General features: G+C 68.5%; 17 protein-coding genes. 12 read left to right on the top strand and 5 right to left on the bottom strand.

All coding sequences use genetic code 11. From position 1 onward, the window contains the following. Positions 1 to 51 precede the first annotated feature (51 nt). Together ACYQ0J_RS03400 and rpoD are read left to right on the top strand one after the other, a co-directional pair. Positions 52 to 1203, top strand: coding sequence for a methyltransferase (locus ACYQ0J_RS03400; RefSeq protein ID WP_460170769.1), 1152 nt, complete (start codon positions 52 to 54; stop codon positions 1201 to 1203). 11 nt (positions 1204 to 1214) lie between these two features. Then, positions 1215 to 2570: an RNA polymerase sigma factor RpoD gene (gene rpoD / locus ACYQ0J_RS03395; RefSeq protein WP_460170768.1), complete on the top strand. Its 1356-nt coding sequence runs from the start codon at positions 1215 to 1217 to the stop codon at positions 2568 to 2570. Here the strand turns inward: rpoD and ACYQ0J_RS03390 are convergent. Continuing rightward, positions 2567 to 3079: a 2'-5' RNA ligase family protein gene (locus tag ACYQ0J_RS03390; protein ID WP_460170767.1), complete on the bottom strand. Its 513-nt coding sequence runs from the start codon at positions 3077 to 3079 to the stop codon at positions 2567 to 2569. The two genes, rpoD and ACYQ0J_RS03390, sit on opposite strands and share 4 nt — an antisense overlap. A gap of 170 nt (positions 3080 to 3249) precedes the next feature. Here ACYQ0J_RS03390 and ACYQ0J_RS03385 point away from each other — a divergent pair, with 170 nt between their 5' ends. From ACYQ0J_RS03385 to ACYQ0J_RS03340, 10 genes are all read left to right on the top strand, one after another. Next, entirely contained in the window at positions 3250 to 4365 is a 1116-nt protein-coding gene (locus tag ACYQ0J_RS03385) for a hypothetical protein (protein ID WP_460170766.1), read from the top strand. A gap of 52 nt (positions 4366 to 4417) precedes the next feature. Then, positions 4418 to 4906: an NUDIX hydrolase gene (locus ACYQ0J_RS03380; protein WP_460170765.1), complete on the top strand. Its 489-nt coding sequence runs from the start codon at positions 4418 to 4420 to the stop codon at positions 4904 to 4906. Beyond that, on the top strand, positions 4884 to 5768 hold the full coding sequence (ribF, locus tag ACYQ0J_RS03375) for a riboflavin biosynthesis protein RibF (RefSeq protein ID WP_460170764.1): 885 nt from the start codon (positions 4884 to 4886) through the stop codon (positions 5766 to 5768). The genes ACYQ0J_RS03380 and ribF overlap by 23 nt, the downstream gene beginning before the upstream one ends. Positions 5769 to 5808: 40 nt before the next feature. Then, positions 5809 to 6777, top strand: coding sequence for a sensor histidine kinase (locus tag ACYQ0J_RS03370; RefSeq protein WP_460170763.1), 969 nt, complete (start codon positions 5809 to 5811; stop codon positions 6775 to 6777). Next, positions 6774 to 7370: a response regulator gene (locus ACYQ0J_RS03365; RefSeq protein ID WP_460170762.1), complete on the top strand. Its 597-nt coding sequence runs from the start codon at positions 6774 to 6776 to the stop codon at positions 7368 to 7370. Before ACYQ0J_RS03370 ends, ACYQ0J_RS03365 begins: the two co-directional genes overlap by 4 nt. 140 nt (positions 7371 to 7510) lie before the next feature. Further along, entirely contained in the window at positions 7511 to 8038 is a 528-nt protein-coding gene (locus ACYQ0J_RS03360; protein ID WP_460170761.1) for a TorD/DmsD family molecular chaperone, read from the top strand. Beyond that, positions 8010 to 10307, top strand: coding sequence for a molybdopterin-dependent oxidoreductase (locus ACYQ0J_RS03355; RefSeq protein ID WP_460170760.1), 2298 nt, complete (start codon positions 8010 to 8012; stop codon positions 10305 to 10307). The genes ACYQ0J_RS03360 and ACYQ0J_RS03355 overlap by 29 nt, the downstream gene beginning before the upstream one ends. Next, entirely contained in the window at positions 10307 to 10894 is a 588-nt protein-coding gene (locus tag ACYQ0J_RS03350) for a 4Fe-4S dicluster domain-containing protein (protein WP_460170759.1), read from the top strand. Before ACYQ0J_RS03355 ends, ACYQ0J_RS03350 begins: the two co-directional genes overlap by 1 nt. Continuing rightward, positions 10887 to 11645 (top strand): polysulfide reductase NrfD family protein, encoded by a 759-nt coding sequence (locus tag ACYQ0J_RS03345; protein ID WP_460170758.1) that lies wholly within the window; start codon positions 10887 to 10889, stop codon positions 11643 to 11645. Before ACYQ0J_RS03350 ends, ACYQ0J_RS03345 begins: the two co-directional genes overlap by 8 nt. A gap of 44 nt (positions 11646 to 11689) precedes the next feature. After that, the gene (locus ACYQ0J_RS03340; RefSeq protein ID WP_460170757.1) at positions 11690 to 12121 is read left to right on the top strand and encodes a rhodanese-like domain-containing protein; all 432 of its coding nucleotides are present in this window, start codon (positions 11690 to 11692) and stop codon (positions 12119 to 12121) included. A gap of 96 nt (positions 12122 to 12217) precedes the next feature. Here ACYQ0J_RS03340 and gcvPB read toward each other — a convergent pair whose 3' ends face one another. From gcvPB to gcvT, 4 genes are all read right to left on the bottom strand, one after another. Beyond that, entirely contained in the window at positions 12218 to 13642 is a 1425-nt protein-coding gene (gene gcvPB / locus ACYQ0J_RS03335) for an aminomethyl-transferring glycine dehydrogenase subunit GcvPB (RefSeq protein ID WP_460170756.1), read from the bottom strand. Continuing rightward, the gene (gene gcvPA, locus ACYQ0J_RS03330; protein WP_460170755.1) at positions 13639 to 14955 is read right to left on the bottom strand and encodes an aminomethyl-transferring glycine dehydrogenase subunit GcvPA; all 1317 of its coding nucleotides are present in this window, start codon (positions 14953 to 14955) and stop codon (positions 13639 to 13641) included. The genes gcvPB and gcvPA overlap by 4 nt, the downstream gene beginning before the upstream one ends. A gap of 112 nt (positions 14956 to 15067) precedes the next feature. Then, on the bottom strand, positions 15068 to 15454 hold the full coding sequence (gene gcvH / locus ACYQ0J_RS03325; protein WP_460170754.1) for a glycine cleavage system protein GcvH: 387 nt from the start codon (positions 15452 to 15454) through the stop codon (positions 15068 to 15070). An 18-nt stretch (positions 15455 to 15472) separates the two neighbouring features. Beyond that, positions 15473 to 16522 carry a glycine cleavage system aminomethyltransferase GcvT gene (gene gcvT, locus ACYQ0J_RS03320; RefSeq protein ID WP_460170753.1) on the bottom strand — a complete coding sequence of 350 codons (1050 nt, stop codon included), beginning with the start codon at positions 16520 to 16522 and terminating at the stop codon, positions 15473 to 15475. Positions 16523 to 16528 lie beyond the last annotated feature (6 nt).

Below are 16528 nucleotides of genomic sequence, written 5' to 3'. Positions count from 1 at the left end.
GAATGCTATCACATTTGCCCTCTCCCCCCAAGCCCCTTATCCTGGAGCGTTGTGGCCCTGACCCTCGCGGAGTACCACCGCCTCACCCCCCTGCCCCGGCCCGGGGGGGTGCTTTACGTCAAGCCGGGGGCCCGGGGCTACCGGGACCCCGCCTACGAGCTGCTCCAAAAGACCGTGGCCCCCTTCGGCGAGAAGGCCCTGGACCTGAACCCTGGGGTGGGCTGGGGCAGCCTACCCCTGGAGGGCAAAATGGCGGTGGAGAGGCTGGAGACCTCGAGGGCCGCCTTCCGCTGCCTTACGGCAAGCGGCCTCCAGGCCCGCCTGGCCCCGCCCTGGGAGGCGGAGGAAGGGGCCTACCACCTGGTGGTCCTGGCCCTCCCGGCGGGCCGGGGCACCCGCTACGTGGAGGCCAGCCTGGTGGCCGCCGCCCGGGCCCTCCGGCCGGGGGGCCGGGTCTACCTGGCCGGAGATAAGAACAAGGGCTTCGAGCGCTACTTCAAGGAAGCCAGGGCCCTCTTGGGCTACGGGGAGGTGGTGAAGCGGGAAGGAGGGGTGCGGGTGGCCCTCCTGGAGAAGGAACGGGAGGCCCCACCCCTTCCTCCCCTCTGGCAGAGCTTCCCGGTTCGCCTTTTGGGGGAGGCCTTCACCTTCCACCACCTCCCCGGGGTCTTCTCCGCGGGGAAGGTGGACCCCGCCTCCCGCCTCCTCCTGGAGGCCCTTCTGGGAGAGGTGGGGCGGGAGGGGGTGCGGGGCAAGGCCGTGTTGGACCTGGGGGCCGGCTACGGGGCCCTCACCCTTCCCCTGGCCCGCCTCGAGGCCCAGGTGACCGCGGTGGAGGACGACCTGGTCTCCGTCCTTTCCCTCAAGCGGAGCCTGCGGGAAAACGGGCTAGAGGCCAGGGTTTTGCACTCCGATGTGGATGAGGCCTTGACGGAAGAGGAGCGGTTTGACATCATAGTGACGAACCCCCCCTTCCACGTGGGGGGTGCGGTCATCCTGGATGTGGCCCAGGCCTTCGTGGAAGCGGCGGCAGCCCGGCTGAAGCCGGGCGGTGGGTTTTTCCTGGTGGCAAATCCCTTTCTCAAGTACGAGCCCCTCTTGGCGGAGCGCTTCGGCGCTTTCCGGACCCTTTTGGTGAAGGAGTACAAGGTGCTCTTCGCGGAAGGGGCAAGGCTAAGCCAGCGCGAGGGAGGTCGGCGTTGAAGAAGGCCAAGATGAAGAAGACCAAGACCGCGGTGACGGAGATGGGTGGCGCCCCGGATGTCCGGGGCTTGGGTCAGCCCGAGGGCTATGTTCACGAGGCCGCAGGAAGGGAGGAAGGGCTTCCCCCGGCGCCGGAGGCGGAGGCCCTTCCTGGGGAGCTCGCGGACCTTCCCGAGCCGGACCCCGAGCTCCTGGAGGCCGACCCCGACCTGGGGGCCCTGGACGAGCCCCTGGACCTGGAGGCCGAAGACCTCCTCCTTCCCGAGCCCGAGGGCGAGGAACTCTTTGAGGAGGAGGAAGAGCTTCTCATCCCCAAGGTCTCCACCTCCGACCCCGTGCGCCAGTACCTGCACGAGATCGGCCAGGTACCCCTCCTCACCCTGGAGGAGGAGATTGAGCTGGCCCGGAAGGTGGAGGAGGGGATGGAGGCCATCAAGAGGCTCTCCGAGGCCACGGGCATGGACCAGGACCTCATCCGGGAGGTGGTGCGGGCCAAGATCCTGGGCACGGCCCGCATCGCCCAGATCCCCGGTCTCAAGGAGAAGCTAGACCCCAAGACGGTGGAGGAGGTGGACGGGAAGCTCAAGAGCCTCCCCAAGGAGCTCAAGCGCTACCTGCACATCGCCCGCGAGGGGGAGGCGGCCAGGCAGCACCTCATCGAGGCCAACCTCAGGCTCGTGGTCTCCATCGCCAAGAAGTACACGGGCCGCGGCCTATCTTTCCTGGATTTAATACAGGAGGGTAACCAGGGCCTCATCCGGGCGGTGGAGAAGTTCGAGTACAAGCGCCGCTTCAAGTTCTCCACCTACGCCACCTGGTGGATCCGCCAGGCCATCAACCGGGCCATCGCCGACCAGGCCCGGACCATCCGCATCCCGGTGCACATGGTGGAGACCATCAACAAGCTCTCCCGCACCGCCAGGCAGCTCCAGCAGGAGCTGGGCCGCGAGCCCACCTACGAGGAGATCGCCGAGGCCATGGGGCCGGGCTGGGACGCCAAGCGGGTGGAGGAAACCCTCAAGATCGCCCAGGAACCGGTTTCCCTGGAAACCCCCATCGGGGACGAAAAGGACAGCTTCTACGGGGACTTCATCCCCGACGAGAACCTTCCCTCCCCCGTGGACGCCGCCGCCCAGAGCCTCCTGGCGGAGGAGCTGGAAAAGGCCCTTTCCAAGCTCTCCGAACGCGAGGCCATGGTGCTGAAACTCCGCAAGGGGCTGATTGACGGGCGGGAGCACACCCTCGAGGAGGTGGGGGCCTACTTCGGGGTTACCCGGGAGCGCATCCGCCAGATTGAGAACAAGGCCCTGAGGAAGCTCAAGTACCACGAGTCCCGCACCCGGAAGCTCAGGGACTTCCTGGACTAGCCAAGACCCCGCCCCACACCGAGGGGGAAACGGGCCACCTCCTGGAGGTGGCCCTCGTCTTCATCCCGCACCAAGGCCACTTCCCTCACCACGAAGGAGCGCCTTTGGGGAGCGGGAAGCTCCTGCGCCAGCCTCCTTGCCTCCTCCTCGGATAGCCCCAGGGCCAGGGTGATGTGGGGCACGTAGCTGGGCCCTTCGATCTCCTTCAGGGGCGGGGCCAAGGGCTCCAGGGCGTGGTAGAGGCGCCGGAAGGCCCCGCCCCCGGAGGCCCGGAGGTAGACCACCCCCTGGGGAAAGAAGCCCCAGCCCCCCAGGCGAAGGCGAAAGGGAGGATGGCCCCGCAGGATGCCTTCCAGGGCGATCTTCAAGGCCTCCTCCTCGTAGGGCCAGTCAAAGGGCTGGCGGAGGTTCAGGTGGGGCGGGCCGAACCCCTTGACCCCGTGGCGGGCCTGAAGTTCCTCCATGAACCGCCTCAGGTCCTCGGGCGGCCACACCAGCACCCCGTACACGCCGCCAGTATACCGGGAGACCTGGCGAAAACGGCTCCAACCTCCCCCGCTCAACCCGGAGCAGGGGCCATCCCGCCTCCCCGGGGGTGGGGCTCCCCCCTGCGGGACATATTACCCTTGACTTAAGTCATGGCAGGGGTGTGAGCTATCCCCGTAAGGAGGTGGCGCTTATGAAAAAAGCTCTACTCGCCCTCCTGGCCCTGGGCCTTATGGTGGCTTTCTCCAGCAAGGAGGCCATCCAGAAGGAGTGGGAGCAAAGCGCCCACAACAACGGGGTCATGGGGGCAAAGACCCTTGCCGTGGCCACGGTGGAGGCCAGGGGCGAGGCCGCCGCCCACTGTGCCCGCTGCCACAGCGAGCAGGGCTTCTTGGCCTGGCTGGATCAGCTTAAGAAGGGGAACCCGGGGAACATCGTGGGACCCGATGGCAAGCCGGCCACGGTGGACTACCTGAAGGGCCTCGGCCTCACCCAAGCCCAGGTGAAGCCCATCACCTGCAACACCTGCCACGACGAGGACGGCGACCTGCGCCTGGCCCAAGACACCCCCATGCTTCCCTCCGGCTTCAAGGCCATCGCCGTGGGGAACGCCGCCTTGTGCATCGCCTGCCACAACTCCCGCAACGGCCGCATCACCTGGAACGCCGAGGACCCCGGGCGCTACACCTACCCCCACGCCTCGAGCCAGGGGGACGTGATCCTGGGCAAGAACGCCTTCTTCGTGGACGACACCCGGGAGTGGCCTAACCCCCACGCCTTCTTCACTGGGAACGCCTGCTCCACCTGCCACATGAGCCTGGCGGGGACCGGCGAGTACAGCAGCCACACCTTTAAGGCTCCAGAAAACCTCTGCGCCTCCTGCCACGGGGCCAAGTACACCCAGGAGATGGTCCAGGAGAACACCGAACACCTCCTCGCCCTGGTGCGGACCAAGGTGAACGCCCGGGTGCTGGCGGTGCGGGACCGGATCAAGACGGTGCGGGCTTACAACCCGGAAAACGGCCAGTTCACCCCCAACACCCCGGTCAAGGCCCCGGTCTACCGGGTGGACATCCTCTCCATCGCCGGGCAGATCGCCTTCAAGATGACCCTCACGGACGGCACCGTCCTCTACAGCCAGCTCGGAGACATCCGGGACGAGAAGGGCCAGCCCGTCTTCGCCACCAAGGACCCCATCGTCCGGGCCAGCTGGAACTACCTCTTGATCCAAAACGACGGCTCCAAGGGGGTCCACAACCCCACCTACACCCGCCAGGTCCTCCTGGCCACCCTGAACGCTCTCCAGTAAAAGGCGCGAACGCCCCGGGGGCAGGGTGCCCCCGGGGCCTTAACATAAGGGGGTGGAGCGCACCTACCTCTACCGGGGCCGCATCCTGAACCTGGCCCTTCAAGGCCGTTACGAGATCGTGGAGCACAAGCCGGCGGTGGCCGTGATCGCCCTGAAAGACGGGAAGATGCTCTTCGTGCGCCAGATGCGCCCCGCCGTGGGCCTCGCCCCCTTGGAGATCCCCGCGGGGCTCATAGAGCCCGGGGAGGACCCCTTGGAGGCGGCAAGGCGGGAGCTCGCGGAGGAGACTGGCCTTGCGGGAGACCTCACCTACCTCTTCAGCTACTACGTCTCCCCCGGCTTCACCGACGAGAAGACCCACGTCTTTTTGGCGGAGAACCTCAAGGAGGTGGAGGCCACCCCCGACGAGGACGAGGCCATAGAGGTGGTCTGGCTGGAGCCAGAAAGGGCCCTGGCCATGCACCAAAGGGGCGAGGTGGAGTTTTCCGCCACCGGGATCGTGGGGGTCCTTTACCACCATGCTTTTCTCCGAGGTCGCTGACGTCCCCAAGGGCCCCAAGGTGGTGGCCGTGGGCTCCTTTGACGGGGTCCACCTTGGCCATCAGCACCTCCTCCACCAGGCCCTGGCCGAGGCCAAGGCCCTAAAGGAGCCCCTCCTGGTCTACACCTTTGACCCGCCCACCAAGGTCTTCACCCGGGGGGAAGGGTTCCTCATGGACCTCCAGGAGAAGGTGGAGGCCCTAAGGGGGATAGGCGTGGAGCTGATCCTGGCGGTGCCCTTCAACGAGGAGTTCGCCAGAAGACCCCCCGAGGCCTTCCTGGAGGACCTAAGGGCCCTTCAGGCGAGCCGCATCTACGTGGGGGAGGACTTCCGCTTCGGCCGGGGCCGGGCGGGGGGCCCGGAGGCCCTGGAAAAGGTGGCCCCCACCCGGGTCGTCTCCCTCCTGAGCCTCGGGGGAGAGGCGGTGAAGAGTAGCCGCATCCGCGACCTCCTCAAGGAGGGGAAGGTGGAGGAGGCCCGCCACCTCCTGGGCCGGCCCTACGGGGCCTACGGGGTGGTGGTGGAGGGGGACCGGATGGGAAGGCGTCTTGGCTTTCCCACCGCCAACCTGGCCGTTCATCCCTTGAAGGTCCTTCCCCCCGGGGTCTACGCCGTGGAGGCGGAAGGAGCCTTTGGCCGCTACAAGGGGGTGGCCAACGTGGGGACGCGGCCCACCCTGGGGGGGGAGGAAAGGCGCTTGGAGGTGCACCTCCTCGGCTTCGCCGGGGAGCTTTACGGGGAGGAGGTGCGGGTGCGCTTCCTCAAGCGCCTCCGGGAGGAGAGGCGCTTTCCCTCCCTCGAGGCCCTAAGGGCCCAGATCGCAGAGGACGTGGCGGCGGCCCGGGCCTACTTCGGCCTCTAGGGACACCCTTCCCTCCCCCCGGGGGCTAACCTGGGAAGGGATGGACTGCACCCGTCTGGCCTTGGCCCTGGCGGAAGCCAAAACCCGGGAGGAGGTGATGCGCAAGGCCCTCCGCCTCCTGGAGGAAGAGGGCTACATCCGCTGCGGGGAGGCCTACTGGGTGGGGGAGGGGCTTCGCCTCTTCCAGATGCAGGCCTGCCGCACCACCTGTAGCCTGGTGGTCCGTTCGCGGCGGCTGGCCGAGGAGGCCGTGGCCCAAGGAAGCCCGGTGCGGGCGGACACCTTCTTGGCCCTCCCCGTGGGCGAGCCAGGGAGGAGGCCCTTGGCCGTCCTGGTCCTGAGCCTCGAGGAGGGAGCCACGCCCCCCGAGGCCCTGGCCCCCCTCTTGCTCCTCGCCCTGAAGCGGGCGGGCCTGGGCCAGGCGGCCCGGCTCCTCCGCGCCCAGGAGGAGGAACGCCGCCGAGTGGGCCGGGAGCTTCATGACGGGGTGGGAAGCCTCCTCACCGCCGCCCTCCTCACCCTCAAGGTGGCGGAGAAACACCCGGAAAAGCTCCCCGAGGCCCGGAACCAGGTGGCCGAGGCCTTGGAGGAGGTGCGCCGCCTCTCCCGGGAGCTGCGCCTTCCCCTTCTGGACAACCTAGGCCTCGAGGCCGCCCTCAGGCGCTATCTGGAAGAGTACCAAAAAAGTGGCCTGCGAGTGGAGGCGGACCTCCAAGTGCCTCCCCTTCCCAAGGAAAAGGAGGTGGCCCTCTTCCGCGTGCTGCAGGAGGCCCTCACCAACGTCCTCCGCCACGCCAAGGCCCGGCGGGTCCGGGTAGCCCTCTGGGTGGAGGAGGACCGCCTCTTCGGGGCGGTGGAGGACGACGGGGTAGGCTTTGACCCGGAAAGGACCCCGGTTTCCGTGGGCCTCCTGGGCATGCAGGAGCGCATAGAGGGCCTGGGCGGAAGCCTCCACCTGCGCTCGGCCCCCGGGGAAGGCACCCGGGTGGAGTTCGGGGTGCCCTTATGAGGGTAGCGCTGGTGGAGGACCACCACCTGGTGCGCAAGGGCCTCAGGCTCCTCCTGGAGGAGGGCGGCCACCAGGTGGTGGCCGAGTTCGCCCGGGCGGAGGAGGCCCTAAAGGCCCCTTGGGAAGCCGACCTGGTCCTCCTGGACCTGAACCTTCCGGGCATGGGGGGCCTCGAGGCCCTGCCCCAGTTGGCGAAGAGGGCCAAGGTGCTGGTGGTCTCCATGCACGACGAGCCCGCCTACGTGGCCCGGGCCTTCGCCTTGGGAGCCAAGGGGTACCTGCCCAAGCACGCCCTGGACCAGGACCTTCTGGAGGCCTTGGAGCGTCTGGGGCGGGGCCTCCGCTACCTCCACCCCAGCCTGACCGAGGCCCTTTTGGAGGGGCAAGGGGAGCCAGGACCCGAGGTCCTCTCCGAAAGGGAGCGGGCGGTGGTGGTCCTGTTGGCCCAGGGGTACACCCTCTCCCAGGTGGCGGAGCGCCTGGGGATTTCCGTAAAAACCGCCTCCACCTACAAAGGGCGGGCCCTGAACAAGCTGGGCCTCATGGAAACCCCCGACCTGGTGCGCTGGGCCCGGGAACAGGGCCTGGCCTGAGTACCCCGCCCTGGCGAAGGCCCCAAAGACCGCCCCGGGCCGGGGACATTCGTCTTAGGACGCCCTCCGACGCGGACCGGTAAACCCCTCCGTCTTGTGAAGGAAAGGACAAGGCCTACCCTGGGGCCAGGAGGTGAGGCATGGAACTCCTGGGCTGGGTTACGGCAAACCTCTTCGCCCCCCCGGGGGAGGCCCTTTTCCGGGAGCTCGCCGCCGGCACCCTGGGGGAGGCCCTGGAGGAACTCGCCGGCCATCCCGTGGCCCTCCCCCGGGTGTCCCCAGGGGAGCTCCAGGCGGCCTACACCGCCCTCTTCGTCACCAACCCTCAAGGGGTGCCGGCCCCGCCCTACGCGGGCTATGCCCGGGACGGGGAGCTCCTCGGGCCTTCCTTCCACCGCCTCCTGGCGCTCTACCAGGAGGGGGGCCTCGAGGTCCAGGAGACCTGGCGGGACCTCCCCGACCACCTCTCCGCCCTGGGCGAGGCCATGGCCCTCCTGGCCCCCCGGCGCCCCGACCTGGCGCAAAGGCTCGCCCGGGAGTTCCTCGCCCCCTGGCTGAAGCGCTTCGGCGAGGCGGTGAAAACCCACGACCCCACGGGCTTCTACGCCACCCTCGTGGACCTTTTAGAGGAGGTCGTCCATGCAAAGACGGGAGTTTCTGAAGCTTAGCGCCCTAGGCGCCGGGGCTCTGGCCTTAAGGGGCAGCACCCCGGCCAAGGCCAGCCCGGTGCCCTGGTACGCCAAGGAGGTGCGGAGCGTCTACCAGATCTGCGAGGGGTGCTTCTGGCGGTGCGGCCTCGTGGCCCACGCGGTGGGGAACCGGGTCTACAAGGTGGAGGGGTACGAGGCCAACCCCAAAAGCCGCGGCCGCCTCTGCCCCCGGGGGCAGGGCGCCCCCCAGACCACCTACGACCCCGACCGGCTGAAGCGGCCCCTCATCCGTGTGGAGGGCAGCGAACGGGGGGAGGGCAAGTACCGGGTGGCCACCTGGGAGGAGGCCCTGGACTACGTGGCCCAGAAGATGCTGGCCATCCGGGAGCGGTACGGCCCCGAGGCCATGGCCTTCTTCGGCCACGGCACCGGGGACACCTGGTTCGTGGACTTCCTCCCCGCCGCCTGGGGAAGCCCCAACGCCGCCAAGCCCTCGGTGGCCCTCTGCACCGCTCCCCGGGAGGTGGCCTCCCAGTGGGTCTTCGGCCGGCCCATCGGGGGCCACGAGCCCGTGGACTGGGAAAACGCCCGCTACATCGTGCTCATCGGCCACCACATCGGGGAGGACACCCACAACACCCAGCTCCAGGACTTCGCCCTGGCCCTCAAGCGGGGAGCCCGGCTGGTGGTGGTGGACCCCCGCTTCTCCACCGCCGCCGCCAAGGCCCACCGCTGGCTTCCCATCAAGCCCGGCACCGACCTGGCCCTGCTCCTGGCTTGGATCCACGTGCTCATCTACGAGGACCTCTACGACAAGGCCTACGTGGAGAAGTACACCACGGGCTTCGCCGAGCTAAAGGCCCACGTGAAGGACTTCACCCCCGAGTGGGCCGAGAAGGAGACGGAGATCCCCGCGGGGGTCATCCGGGAGGTGGCCCGGGAGATGGCGGCCCATAAGCCAAGGGCCGTGCTTCCCCCCACGCGGCACACCGTCTGGTACGGGGACGACACCTACCGCATGATGGCCCTCTACTACGTCAACGTCCTCCTGGGCAACTACGGCCGCCCCGGCGGGTTCTACATCGCCCAAAGCCCTTACCTGGAGAAGTACCCCACCCCGCCCCTCCCCCTCGAGCCCGCCGCCGGGGGCTGCTCCGGGCCTGCGGGGGGGGACCACGAGCCCGAGGGCTTCCGTCCCCGGGCGGACAAGGGCAAGTTCTTTGCCAGGACCACGGCCATCCAGGAGCTCATTGAGCCCATGATCACCGGGGAGCCCTACCCCATCAAGGGGCTTGTGGCCTACGGCATCAACCTCTTCCACTCCATCCCCAACGTGCCCCGCACCAAGGAGGCCCTCAAGCGCCTGGACCTTTACGTGGCCATAGACGTCCTGCCCCAGGAGCACGTGATGTGGGCGGACGTGATCCTGCCCGAGGCCACCTACCTGGAGCGCTACGACGACCTGGTGGCCGTGGCCCACAAGACCCCCTTCCTGGAGCTCCGGGTGCCCGCCCACGAACCCCTCTTTGACACCAAGCCGGGCTGGTGGATCGCCCGGGAGCTCGGGGTGCGGCTTGGCCTCGAGGCCTTCTTCCCCTGGAAGGACATAGAGGAGTACCTGAACACGCGCCTGCAAAGCATCGGCTTTGACCTGGAGACCCTGAAGGGCATGGGCACCCTGGTGCAGAAGGGCAGGCCCTGGCTGGAGGACTGGGAGAAGGAGGGGCGCCTTCCCTTCGGCACCCCTTCGGGGAAGATCGAGCTCTACTGCCAGGCCTTCAAGGCGGCGGGGCACCAACCCCTCCCCGTCTACACCCCCCCGGAGGCCCCGCCCCAGGGCTTCTACCGCCTCCTCTACGGGCGTAGCCCCGTCCACACCTTCGCCCGCACGCAGAACAACTGGGTTCTCATGGAGATGGACCCCGAGAACGAGGTCTGGATCCACAGGGAGGAGGCCCAAAGGCTCGGCCTGAGGAACGGGGACTACGCCTACCTGGTGAACCAGGACGGCATCCGGGAGGGCCCGGTGCGGGTCAAGGCCACGGAGCGCATCCGCAGGGACTGCGTCTACCTGGTCCACGGCTTCGGCCACAAGGCCCCCCTCATGCGGATCGCCCACGGGCGGGGGGCCTCGGACAACTACCTGCAGACCCGCTACCGGCTGGACCCCATCTCCGGGGGGGCAGGCCTCAGGGTCAACTTCGTCCGGCTGGAAAAGGCGGAAAGGCCTAAGCTCCCCTCCCTCACCACCCTGGCCCGCAGACCCTTTGACGAAAGGAGGATGTGATGCCCCGTTACGCCATGGCCATAGACCTGAGCCTGTGCGTGGGCTGCGCCGCCTGCGCCGTGGCCTGCAAGATGGAAAACGAGGTGCCCCCGGGGGTCTTCCGCCTCTGGATCCGGGAGCGGGAGCTGGGGGTCTTCCCCGACCTTCTGGTGGAGTTCCGTCCGGAGCAGTGCCTGCACTGCGAGAACCCCCCTTGCGTCCCCGTCTGCCCCACGGGGGCGAGCTACCAGACGGAGGAGGGCCTGGTGCTGGTGGACCCCCGCAAGTGCATCGCCTGCGGGGCCTGCGTGGCCGCCTGCCCTTACGATGCCCGCTACCTGCACCCGGCCGGGCACGTGAGCAAGTGCACCTTCTGCGCCCACCGGATAGCGCAGGGCCGGCTTCCCGCCTGCGTGGAAACCTGCCCCACGGGGTGCCGGACCTTCGGCGACCTGGACGACCCGGAAAGCCCCGTGGTCAAGGCCCTCGAGGCAGCGGGAAGGGTGGACGTGCTTCGGGAAGAACTGGGCACAAGGCCCAAGCTCTTCTACCTGAACGCCCCTTCCAAGAAGGGGCTCACCCGGGAAAGCGAGGTGCGCCATGACTGAGTTCTACGGCCTGCCCAACGCCGGGGAGTTCTGGCACTGGACCAACGCCCTCCACTTCGTCCTGGTGGGCTTGGCGGGCGGGGTCGCTCTGCTAGCGGCCCTCCTCCACCTGGGGAGGCAGGAGGAGGCCCGGCGCTACACCCTCCTCGCCCTCCTCCTCATCGCCCTGGACCTCCTCGTCCTCTGGGCCGAGTCCCCGGCCCGCTTCCGCTTCACCCACCCCTGGCTCTTCCTCTCCTTCCACCCCCAAAGCCCCATCTGGTGGGGGGCCTGGGGGCTTGCCCTCGCCTTCGTAGCGGCTGGCCTCCTCCACCTGGGCTGGGGGCCAAGGAGGCTTCTCGCCTGGGCCCTCCTCCTCTTCAGCCTGGTGGCCCTGGGCTATCCGGGGATGGCCCTGGCCGTGAACCTCAACCGCCCCCTCTGGAACCCCCTCGTGGCGGGGATCTTCCCCCTCACCGCCATGGGGCTCGCCCTGGCCCTGGCTGCCCTCCTGGGAAGCCCCTGGGCCAAGGCCCCCCTGCGCATGGCCATGGGCGGGGGCCTCTTCCTCGGCCTCCTCTACCCCCTCACCCTCTCCCCCGAGGCCAGGGGCCACCTCCTGGAGGAAGGGGGCCTTTTCTTCCTCTTCCTCCTGGTGGGGCTTGGGGTCTTCGGCAAGGAGCGCCTCGCCCCCTGGGCGGGGCTCCTCTCGGCGGCGGGCCTCCGGGCCCTCTTGGTCCTGGTGGGCCAGTGGCAAGGTCTAGGCCTTTAGGGGCCTATAGCCCCTGGGGAATAAGGAGGTGTGTCATGAAAGGCATGAAGAAGCTGGCTTGGTTGGGTCTCCTTCTGGCGCTTCCGGTTCTGGCCCAGGCCACCACCGCCACTTTCTCCGCCCTCACGGTGCGGGAGGTGGGGAACTTCCTCGCCACCCTGCCCGCGGACTTCTACGGCATCCAGCCTGCGGCGGCCAAGCAGATGATGGACACCCTGGACGTCTTCGTCCTGGACGTGCGTGAGCCCGCGGAGTTCAAGGACGGGCGCATCCCGGGCGCGGTGAACATCCCCATCCGCGACCTGCCCAAGCGGATCGGCGAAATCCCCAAGGGCAAGCCCATCATCATCTACTGCGGCATCGGGCACCGCGGGGCCATGGGCCTGGTCTTCCTCCGGGGCCAGGGTTACAACGTGAAGAGCATCCTGGGCGGCTACAAGGCCTGGACCGGGGCTAACCTCCCCGTGGAGAAGTAGGGCCCCAAGCGGACGGGGCGGGCCTCACAGCCCGCCCCTTAACGGCTTTTGCCGCGGTGGGGGCCCCAGGAGGGCTTCCCCAAAGCCCTTTTGACCTTAGGCCTCGTCAAAGTAGGTGAGCTTGGGGTGCTTGTTGGCCCGAACCTCGTCCAGGCGGCGGACCGGGGTGGAGTAGGGGGCGTTTTCCAGCCACTCCTTGGGCCTTTGCAAAAGCTCCCCCATGGCCTCGGCGAAGGCCTCGAGGGTCTCCTTGCTCTCCGTTTCCGTGGGCTCGATCATCAGGGCTTCCTTGACGATCAAGGGGAAGTAGACGGTGGGGGGATGGAAGCCCAGCTCCAAAAGCCCCTTGGCGATGTCCAGGGCGCGGAAGCCCTGGGGGGGCTGGGCCACGAACTCGTGCATGGAGGGCCCGTCGTAGGGCACCCGGTAGCCCTTTTCCTTCAGGAGCTCCTTCAGGTAGCGGGCGTTGAGGACGGAGAGGGCCGCAGCCCTCTTGAGGCCCTCTAGCCCCAGGGTGCGGATGTAGGCCCAGGCCCGGACCAAGGCCAGGAAGTTTCCGTAGAAGCTCCGCACCCTGCCGATGCTCTTGGGCCGATGGAAGTCCAGGTAAAAGCCCTCCTCCCCCTTGGCCACCAAGGGCACGGGGAGGTAAGGGGCGAGGTGGGCCTTCACCCCCACGGGGCCCGAGCCGGGCCCGCCCCCGCCGTGGGGCACGGTGAAGGTCTTGTGGAGGTTCAGGTGGACCACGTCAAAGCCCATGTCCCCAGGCCTCGCCCAGCCCATGATGGCGTTCAGGTTGGCCCCGTCGTAGTAGAGCTGGACCCCGGCCTCCTTGGCCAGGCGGGAGATCTCCAGGATGCGCCGCTCAAAGAGGCCCAGGGTGTTGGGGTTGGTGAGCATGATGGCGGCCACGTGGGGGCCGAGCTCCCGCTTTAGGGCCTCGAGGTCCACCTCTCCCTCGGGCCCCGAGGGGACCTCCTTCACCTGGTACCCCGCCATGCTGGCGGTGGCGGGGTTGGAGCCGTGGGCAGAATCCGGCACCAGAACCACTCGCCTCTCTTTCCCCTCCCCCCGGTCCTGGTGGTAGGCGCGGATGACCAAAATCCCCGTGAGCTCCCCGTGGGCCCCGGCCGCAGGTGCCAGGGTGATGGCGTCCATGCCGGTGAGGGCCTTCAGGTACTCCCCGAGCTCCCACATGAGCCCCAGGGCCCCCTGGACCGTCCTCGGGTCCTGGTAGGGGTGGAGGTCCTGGAAAAGCCGCGCCGCCTCCTCGTGGAGCTTGGGGTTGTACTTCATGGTGCAGGACCCCAAGGGGTAGAAGGTGGTGTCCACCCCCACCTGGCGGCGGGAAAGCCCCGTGTAGTGGCGCACCAGGGTGAGCTCGTCCACCTCGGGGAGGCGGGGCGGGGTTTCCCGCAGGTGTTCCTTGGGGATCAGGTCCTCCGCCTTGGGCACCGCCTTCACCAGCTTTAGGCCCCGCCTACCCTTCCGGCTCCGTTCAAAGATGAGGGGGAAACTCATGCCAGCACCTCCTTAAGGGCCTCCCGGAAGGCCAGGAGGTCCTCCTCCTCGTGGAGCTCGGTGGCGGCGAAGAGGGCCAGGTTCTCCCCGTACTCCTCGGGCACCGGGGTGGCCCCGTGGAAGCCCCGCGCCGCCAGGGCCTCACGCACCTTTTCCGGGGGCCTGGGAAGCCTCAGGGCGAACTCGTGGAAGAAGGGCTCGGGGGTGAAGGGCCTGACCCCCGGGACCTCCAAGAGGAGGGCGTGGAGCTTACGGGCCATCTCCACGCCCTTCAGGGCCACCTCCCTAAGCCCTTCAGGCCCCAAGGCCGCCAGGTACATGGCCCCCATGAGGGCGGTGAGCTGGGCGTTGGTGGTGATGTTGCTCTTGGCCTTGGCCCGCCTGATGTACTGCTCCCGGGCCTGGAGGGTGAGGATGAAGCCCCGCCTTCCCTCCGCGTCCACGGTCTCGGAGACGAGCCTCCCCGGGAGCTGGCGCACGAAGGCCTTTCTGGTGGCGAGGTATCCGAAGTGGGGCCCGCCAAAGCCCATAGGGAGGCCCAGGGTCTGCCCGTCCCCCACGGCGATGTCCGCCCCATAGGCCCCCGGGGGCTTCAGCACCCCCAAGGAGAGGGGGTCGGCCACGGCCACGAAAAGCGCCCCCGCGCCGTGGGCCGCCTCGGCCAGGGGGGCCATGGCCTCCAGGGCTCCCAGGTAGTTGGGGTTTTGCGCCACCACCGCCCCCACCCCTTCCCCCACCTCCGGCACCGGGGTCCTTCCCCCTTCCAGGGGGAGGGTCTTGAGCGTGGCCCCCACCGCCTCCAGGTAGGCCTCGAGGACGGCGCGGTACTCGGGGTGGACCCCTTGGGAGACCAGGACCCCCATCCTCCCCGTCTCCCTGAGGGCGAGGAGCACCCCCTCCGCCAAGGCGGTGGCCCCGTCGTACATGGAGGCGTTGGCCACCTCCAGCCCCGTGAGCTCGGCCACCATGGTCTGGTACTCAAAGGTGGCCTGCAACACCCCCTGGCTCACCTCGGGCTGGTAGGGGGTGTAGGCGGTGAGGAACTCGCCCCTCGAGGCCAGGGCCTGCACCACAGGGGGAACGTGGTGGCTCCTGATCCCGCCGCCCAGGAAGGCCTTGAAGGCGGGCCGGTTCCTCCCCGCAAGCTCCTTTAGGGCCTCGAGGACCGCCCACTCCGGCAGGGGCTCGGGCAGGGCAATCCCCGGGTTCAGGATCTCCTCGGGCAGGTGCCGGTAGAGGTCCTCCAGGCTCCCTGCCCCCACCCGCTCCAGCATGGCCCGGATCTCTTCCTCCGTGTGGGGCGTGTAGTCCATAGGACCATCCTTAAACAAAACCCCCGGGCCATTTGACCCGGGGCCACAGGAGGGCCCCGCCGCCCGGACCCAAGCCGGGAACCCCGGAGCCCCCGCGCCTCCATAGGCCCGCCTACGCCTCGCTCTCCAGGACCCTCTGGTACCCCTCCGCGTCCAGGAGGTCGTCCAGGTGGCCCATGTCCAGGGGACGGATGCGGAAGATCCAACCCTCCCCGTAGGGGTCCTGGTTGATGAGCTCCGGGGTCTTCTCCAGGGCCAGGTTGACCTCCACCACCTCCCCGTCCACGGGCGCGTAGATATCGGAAGCGGTCTTGACGCTCTCCACCACCGCCACCGCCTCACCCTTCTCCACCTTACGCCCCACCTCGGGGAGCTCCACGTACACCACGTCCCCCAGGGCATCCTGGGCGTAGTCCGTGATGCCCACCAGAACCGTATCCCCCTCGGGAAGGGCCCACTCGTGGGTCTTGGTGTAAAAGCGGTCCTTGGGTATGTCCATAGCGCCTCCTAACCCCCGCTATTTTAGCGGCACAAAGGGCAAGGGGCTAAGGGAAGCCCGCACCGGCCTGCCCCTAACCTCCACGAAGAAAGGCCCCTCCGCCTCGCTAAGCACGTAGGCCAGGGCGATGCCCTTCTCCAAGAGGGGCGAGTAGCCCCCGCTCGTCACCCGGCCCACCGCCTCCTCCCCGGAGAGCACCCGGTAGCCCTCCCTTGGGATGCCCGCCTCCAGCACCAACCCGATGAGCTTCTCCCGGCAAGGCGCGGCCCGCATGGCCTCCTTGCCGTAAAAGTCCTTGTCCAGCTTCACCACCCAGGCCCACGGGGTGCAGAGGGGATTGGTCTCCTCCGTGAGCTCGTGGCCGTAAAGGGGGAACCCCGCCTCCAGCCTCAAGGTGTCCCGGGCGCCCAGGCCGGCCAGGGTGGCCCCCGCCGCCACCAGGGCCTCAAAGACCCCCTCCGCGTCCTCGGCCTCCAGGAGGATCTCAAACCCGTCCTCCCCCGTGTACCCCGTGCGGGCAAGGAGGGCGGGCCTCCCGGCCACCCGGGCCCGGAAAACCTCGTTCTTCTTGCGGGGGGCAAGGTCCTCGTCCACAAGGCCCTGGAGGAGGGAGGCCGCCAGGGGGCCCTGGAGGGCGAGGAGGGCGGTTCTTTCGGAGGCGTCCTCCAGCTCCACCTGGAAGCCCTCCGCCAGGGCCACGAGGTGGGCGAGGTCCTTGGCCACGTTGGCGGCGTTCACCACCATGAGGTACTCCGCCTCCCCCAGGCGGTAGAGGTAGATGTCGTCCACCACCCCGCCCCTTGCGTTTGGGAGCATGGAGTACTGGGCCCGGCCCACCTTGAGCCTGCCCGCATCGTTCACCGTGGCCCACTGGAGGAAGGCCAGGGCCCCCGGGCCCCGGATCCAGAACTCCCCCATGTGGCTCACGTCAAAAAGCCCGGCCCCCCGGCGCACCGCCAGGTGCTCCTCGCGAATGGAGGTGTACTGGACGGGAAGGGCGTATCCGGCGAACTCCACCATGCGCCCCCCGTGGCGCAGGTGGGCCTCGTAAAGCGGGGTCTTCCTCATGGCAAG

This window comes from Thermus sp. FJN-A (assembly GCF_054655095.1).
The sequence above is the reverse complement of the archived record's forward strand: the minus strand, read 5'-3'. Positions and strand labels throughout refer to the sequence as shown.